The sequence below is a fragment of the Protofrankia sp. Cas8 genome, assembly GCF_963555845.1.
Lineage (GTDB): Bacteria > Actinomycetota > Actinomycetes > Frankiales > Frankiaceae > Protofrankia.
On record NZ_CAUVXI010000240.1, the window covers coordinates 946 to 8,027 of the forward strand.

Sequence of the window (7,082 nt, forward strand, 5' to 3'; positions counted from 1 at the left end):
AGCGGATACGGCGACTCCGTGACGGTTGCCGCATCCATTGTGAGGAACCCTTGGTGCATGCTGGACCTCGCCGGACAACGTCCGTTCTCCGTCCGTTTCGGCCGGGCTGCGCAAGACCTGGCCGCCCTGGCACATCCGAGCAATGTCATTGTCATCGTGGACGTTCTGCGGTTCACGACGGCGGTGAGCGTTGCGGTCGGCCGAGGAGCCGCGGTCCTGCCTTTCCGGCACCGAGACGTCGCCGCACAGCTTGGTGCCGATCCGGTCGTGCAGGATGGGCACTTAGAGCGACCGGTAATAGGGACGCGGCGTCGCGGGGCTGGGGCACGCTCCTTGATCCACGCCCCTATTGCCGGGCGCTCTTAGGAAACGAAGACGTCGTGCAGCTGCCGGCGGCCGGCGATGCCGAGCTTGCGGTAGGCGCGGGCCAGGTGGGTTTCCACGGTCTTGATGGTGACGAACAGGCCCTGGGCGATCTGGCTGTTGCTGTTGCCGTGGAGGGCGAGCAGGGCGACGCGACGCTCGGCCGGGGTGAGGGCGTCGATACCGGTGACCGCGGTCCGGCGCGGCCGGACGCCGACGGCGTCCAGTTCGGCGCGGGCGCGCTCGGCCAGCGGCCGGGCGTGCATGCGGTCGGCGAGCGCGAGGCCGTGGCGCAGCGGCTGTCGGCACTCCTCGCGTTGCCCGGTGCGCCGCAGGGCCGCTCCCAGGTCCACCAGAGTGATGGCGTGCTCGAGCGCGGCCGGGGTCTCCCGCAGTATGCCTGCCGCCTCGGTCAACAGGGCAATGTCGGGACGGGAACCGGCGACCAGTCCGGCGACGCGTAATGCGGCACCTACGGCCTGTGCCACGCCGGTCTGTCGGGCCCGCTCGACAGCCTGGCCGGCGAGCTGTCGGGCGTGCGCGTGGTCCCCGAGGTGATAGGCGGCGAGCGCCGCAGTGGTCCGCCACGGTAGCAGGCCGGGATGGTCCACGCCGTAGATCTCGTCGAGATGGCGCCCGGCGGCGCAGGCGTCGGCCAGAGCCGCGGCCGGGTCGTGCTCGGCAAGGGCGAGCCGGGCGCGGGCGTGCCGGACGAGAGCGGCGTCCATAGATCCTGCGGTACCGGGGTCAACATGGTTGGCTTGACCGAGCGCCTCGTGGGCGGCGGCACGGTCGCCGCGTTCGAGGTGCACCACAGCGAGCAGAGAGTAGATCCATCCGTCCGAGGCAGTCCAGCCGGCGGTGTGAGCGGTCTGGGCCGCTTCGAGGTCGGCGAGCGCGGCGGTCAGCGCACCCTGCTGGAAGCGGGACAGCGCCCGGTGGTAGCTGGCGCTGGCCTGAGCAAGCAGGTCGCCCCGCTCACGGGCGGTGGCGAGCGCGGCGTCGGCGGCCGCGTCGGCGGCAGCGAGCTCGCCTGCGATGACCAGGGCATGAACCACGAGCCCGATCAAAGCCGCGGGGCTGTCCGGGCCGAGCAAGGGGTCGTCGGCCAACGCGCGGGCGGCCATGTGGCGGACAGCGGACGCCGGGTCGCCTGCCAGCGCAAGCCGGAGCGTGACATGCGCAAGCAGGGGGGGCCGGCTCGGCGGTCGCCCCTGCCGTGCGGCCCGCAGCACGGGGAGCATCCGCCTGTCGGCGTCGGACACCAGGGAAGGGTGGAACATCGCGATCGCGAGATAGCCGGCCAGCAGGTCTTCCCGGGCCGGGTCGTGCGGGTCGAGCAGGTCGAGGGCTTCCCCGCTGGCCGCCGCGGCCCCTGCGGCGTCGCCCCGCGCGTGGCAGATCTGGGCCAGCATGCCCAGGGCGTCCGCGCGGGTCCGGGCCGGCGCGTCGCGGAGCAGCGCGAGCCCCTCCGACAGCGTCGTGTGCGCGGCCGTGTCGCCGCCGGTCAGCTGGGCGCGGGCCAGCTCGATCAGCAGGGCGCCGCGCTGGTGTGGCGGAGCCGGTTCGGCAAGGGCCCGGTCGAGGAGCCTCGCCGCCGCCGCGGGATCACCCCGCGACAGCGCCGGGCCTGCCGCCTCGCGCAGCACCCGGACGACGGCGGTGTCGCCCTCGGGCGCGGCCACGAGAAGATGGCCGGCCACCCGCTCCGCTCCTTCACCCTCGGCGGCGAGGATGTCGGCGGCACGCCGGTGCGCACGGGTACGGGCGAACGCCGGTTGGTCGGCGTACACCGCGGCCCCGACGAGCGGGTGGACAAACGTCAACGGGTCCCCGGGCCGCAGCAGGTGCGCCGTGGCGAGCGCGTCGGCTGCCCGTTCGGCGGCCATCAGGTCCAGAGCGGCGTGGGCTGCGACACGGCGCAGCGGGGTGCCGTCGCCGAGCACCGCGGCCGAGGCGGCCAGCCGGCCGGCGTCGGCCGGTAGGCGAGCCAGTCGTGCCAGCACCGAGCGCACCACCGTGTCGGGCACCAGGCCTGCGACGGAGGCAGCCGCGGGGGTGTCGGCCACGTTCAAGGATTGCACCAGCTCGCCGACAAGGAAGGGGTTGCCACCGCTGGCGTGGGCGACGGCGGCGACGAGCGCACCGTCCGCTGTCGGCAACGCATGAGTCACCAGCCGGCTGACAGCCTCGGCACTCAGCGGTGCGAGTGTCAGCAGCCGCATCTGCGGAACCATCGCCAGCCGGCGCAACGCCGGCGCGTCGGCCCCGGCCTCACCGTCGCGGACGGCGACGACCAGGACGAGGGGGATCCGGTCGGCCCGGTCGGCCAGCATGGTCAGGAAGCGCAATGACGCGGCATCGGCCCACTGCGCGTCGTCGACGGTCAGCAGCACCGGCCGGACCTCGTCCCCGGCCAGATCCCAGCCCGTCAGGTTCGCGGTCAACCAGCACAGGCCCAGCAGCACCGCCTCCGCGTCCGGCGGTGCGGACGCACCGGCGCCGGTTCCGGTAAACAGCGCGGCGGCGGGCGCGGCCAAGCCGGCGAACAGCCTCGCCCGGTCCGTCTGATCCGCGGCCGCCACCGGCGGCGCGAGCAGGTCAACCGCGACACCCAGGGCGACCTGCCGCTCCAGCTCCCGCCCGCGGCCGGCCAGCACCCGTAACCCGCACGAAGCGCCAAAGCTCTCGGCGACGGCGAGCAGCCTCGTCTTGCCCATCCCCGGCGGCCCCTGCACGACCACCGCGCCGGCGCCGCCCCTGCGGGCCGCACCCACCGCGGCCCGCAGGACCGCCACCTCGTCCGCGCGCTCCAGCAGCGGCTCGCCCCACCTGGAGGCCGTCGGATGCAGCGAATCGACGCCAGCTGGTCCGGACGCCCTGGTGCCCCGAGTGTCCACGGCGTGCCTCCCCGTCCCGGTAGCCCCTCCGGCTGGCCGCGCGCAGCTCCGGGTGGCGGCGAAAAATCAGGGTACTCACCCCGATGCCCACAGGCCCGGCCCCACCGCAGGATGCCCTGGTGACCGATCTCGATCAGCTGCGGCAGCGCCTGGCCGACCTGCTCGCCGGAGCTGGCCCCGCCGGCCAACTCGTGATCTCGGAGACGCTCTTCGGCCCCGCCGACCCCCTGGTCAAAGCCCTGCTCGACACGTACTGCGGCGGCCAGCCGGTCGTCGTCCACGGGGCCGCGCTGGCAGCGCCCGGCGACGGTACGGACGACGTGGTGGTCACCGGCACGACGGACTACCTCAACGTCGACGGCGCGGCGGTCACCGTACGTTTCCGGCCAGCGGGCGCCGGGGTGGCGACGAGGATCCGCGTCGCCCTGCCGGCTACCTGGCGGTTCTCGCAAAGCTTCCCCACACTGCCAATGTCGATCGACTTCCGGGCACCGCTGCACTCCACGCCCAGCCCGCTGCTGGATCTGCTCACGCTGACCGGCGCGGCCTTCGCGCTGTCGACCCACGACCACGTGGACGACGTGCAGGGGGCGTCCCTGCCGGCCGGTCTCGCCTTCGTCGCCCGATTACGGCTGGTCGGGCTCTTCGGCGCGATCGAGCACACGCTCGGTGGCGGGATGGAAGACCTGGTGATCGCCGGTCCCGTCCTGTCCGCGCCGCCGGTGCCCACGACGACGCCGCCGCCGGTGGAGCCCGTCGTGCCCGTCCCGAACCCGACCCCGCTGCCCGGCATCAACCTGACGGCGGCGCTCGATGTGGCGGCCTCCATCGGCCCGATCTCGCTACGGGACGTAACGCTTGCGCTCTACTGCCCGCCGAACGCCGACTGGCTCGCCCAGCACCCGCAACGGCCACCCGCGGTCTTCTTCGGCGGGAAACTGCAGGTGAGCGACAAGCTTGTCGTCGACGTGTGGGCCGCGCTGCCCCCCGGCGGCGACTCCGTGCTGCTCACCGCCGAGCCCGAAGGCGGCGTCAGCGGAATCGACCTCGGCGATCTCGCCGGACTGCTTGGCGGCGACGAGCTGGCCGGCCAGCTCGGCCAGCAACTTGGCAGCGTCGGCCAGGTCACGCTGCGTACTCTGACGCTCGGCCTGTCCGTCGCGTTGCCCGCGCTCGACGACGTTTCGGTCACGGTGGGTCTGGACGGGGTGCGCTGGGCGCCCTTCGGGAACATCCTCGAAATCATCGATCTTGAGGCGATGGTCACGGCGACCAGCCCGCTCTCGGCGGACCGATCGGTTCAGGTGGTCCTCGTGGGCAGGTTCGCGATCGAGGATGTGCCGTTCACGGCCGTGGTCACCCTGCCGGACTTCACCGTCGCGGCCGACATACACGCGCAACCAACCCTTCCCCTGGCCACCCTGATGCGCACCTACCTGCCGGACGTGCCGCCGGTCGGCGACCTGACGGTGGACCGTCTGCTGCTCGCTGCACGCCCGGGTGACTTCTACACCGTGTCGGCCCGGCTGGCCCCGCGGCCGGCGGCGTGGACGCTGGACCTGGGGCCAGAGAAACTGACGGTCAGTGACGTCGGATTGGCGCTCGGCTATACGGCGGGCTCCGGGTTCAGCGGCGCGTTCAGCGGCCGGCTCGCCCTGGCCGGGGTTGACCTCGACGTGGGCTTCCAGGTGCCCGGCCCGTTCGCGCTGCGCGCTGACCTGCCGCGCCTCGGCCTGCGGGCACTCCTCGGCGAGCTCTGCGACCAGCAGATCCCGTGGCCGCCCGGCTTCGACATCGTTCTGGACCATGCGCGGATACGCCTGGACAAGCGCGGCGCCGACCTCGGGCTCATGCTCGGCGCGCAGGTCGAGGGCTTTGGGAGCCTCGCGGTCGACATCCGCCGCGCCGGCACGGGCTGGGGCTTCGCCGCCGGTTTCGCGCTGCCGACCGGTTGGCGGCTCGCGGCGCTGAGCCAGGACCTCGCGCCACTGGACGACGCGTTCCGGTTCACGCGGATGGTGCTGGTCGTCGCCTCGTTCGACGATCCGGCCTTCACCTTCCCCGACCTGTCCGCCTTCGGCGATCCCGCCATCACCACCCCGCGGATCGCCCTGCCCGCGAGTGCCGCACCGGGCGTAAAGGCCGGCGTCAACGTCTTCGCGGAGATGGACGTCGGCGGTGACCGCGGGCTGGAGTTGATTAAGAACAGCCTGCACCTCGACCACGCCACCCTCGACGTCCTGGTGCAGGTCGGTGAGAACCCGGCGAACGTCCTGCTGTCGGCGGGCCTGTCCGGCTCGTTCAACGACAACCTGGCGTTCACCGGCGCGCTGCGTGTGCAACTGGTCGGCGGCTCACCGTCGATCGGCCTGTTCGGCCGGGTGGCGCTGGAGGTGGACGGCCAGCCGCTGGTGTTCACCGCGCAGCTGGACGTCGGCCCGAACGGGGCCCTGCTCGCGGGCACGATGCCGGCGCCCTGGAAGGGAGCGTTCGGCGTCGATGGGCTGACGCTGTCCGACCTCGCCCTGCTCGTCGGTATCAGCTGGGAGCTGATACCAGCAATCGGCATCGCCGCGACCGTCAGCCTCGGCGCCTTCGCAGGCTCGGCGGCGGTGCTGTTCGACGCCACCGTGCCGTCCAGGAGCCTGCTCGCCGGCAGCGTGTCCGACCTCGGTCTCGACGACGTGGTGGCCACCCTGCTCGGCGGCCAGGTCGAGGTGCCAGCCGAGATCGGCCCGGTGCTCAGCGGCTGCCGTCTGGAAGGGGTGCACCTGTTCGACGTGCCGGCCGCCCTCACCGCCGACTTCGACGGCGCCGCGCTCACGCCGGCGATCACGGCGGCGTTCCTCAGCGCCGGCAAGGTCGCCCTGCCCGCCGCGACGTCGGCGCTCCTGACGGTCGCCGAACCGGGGCGGCGTTGGCACCTGACCGACCGGACGGCCCTGCGGCACTACGGGATCGCGCGGCAGGGCGACGTGCTCGCGGTATCGCTCGACGTCCAGATCTACATCGCGCCGGAGCCGACGATGATCGGGCAGCTGGTGTTCCCGCAGGGCTTCCGGCTCGCGGCGAACCTCGCCGCGTTCGGCTTCGGGGGATCTGTCGACGTGGACGTCGACCCCAACGCCGGTATTGCGCTCGACGCGACGATCAAGCCGATCAGTGTTGACCCGATCTTCGCCCTCACCGGCTCGGGCGGCGAGGGTGGCCCGCGGCTGTCGCTCGCCACCTACGACGCCCCGACTGCGGCCATACGCGGGCCCCACTGCCTGGTCTCCGGCGCGGTGACCATGCTCGGTTTCACCCGGGACGTGGACCTGCGGATCAGCCGCGACGGCTTCACGCTGTCGCTGTCGGCATCGCTGTTCGGCACCTTCGATGCCAACGTGACAGCGAGCTGCCCGTTGCGGAACTTCGCCGCCGCTGACCTGAGCGTCGAGGCGACGATGCACAACGACTTCCTGGACCTCGTACGCACCCGCGGGAGCGCCGCGATCCAGAGCGCCGCCGGGGACGCCACGCGCGCCATCGGTGACGCCCAGCGACAGGTGAACAACGCCCAGGCGAACGTCGGCCGCATCCAGGCCCAGATCGACCCGCAGGTGGCCCAGATCCGGCGGGAGCGCGCGCAAGCCGACAACGCCCTACGGAACGCCCAGGCCGACGTGGACTCGATACAGCGTCAGATCGACGGCGAGCAGCGCACCATCAACGGCCTCAACCACGACATCGACGGCCTCAAAGGCCAGCTCTCCTGGTGGAACGCCAGTTGGATCGGACCACAGATCCTGGACAAGGGCAGGCAGCTCGCCCAGCACC

At 72.7% G+C, this 7,082-nt stretch carries 1 protein-coding gene and 1 pseudogene; one reads left to right on the forward strand and one right to left on the reverse strand.

All coding sequences use genetic code 11. The annotated features are described in order from the left end of the window. Positions 1–362: 362 nt before the first annotated feature. Positions 363–3,263, reverse strand: a complete 2,901-nt coding sequence (locus U9977_RS23770; protein WP_322751508.1) for a helix-turn-helix transcriptional regulator — start codon at positions 3,261–3,263, stop codon at positions 363–365. 119 nt (positions 3,264–3,382) lie between these two features. Here U9977_RS23770 and U9977_RS23775 point away from each other — a divergent pair. Continuing rightward, positions 3,383–7,082 (forward strand): annotated as a pseudogene (locus U9977_RS23775) (hypothetical protein); the annotation flags it as partial.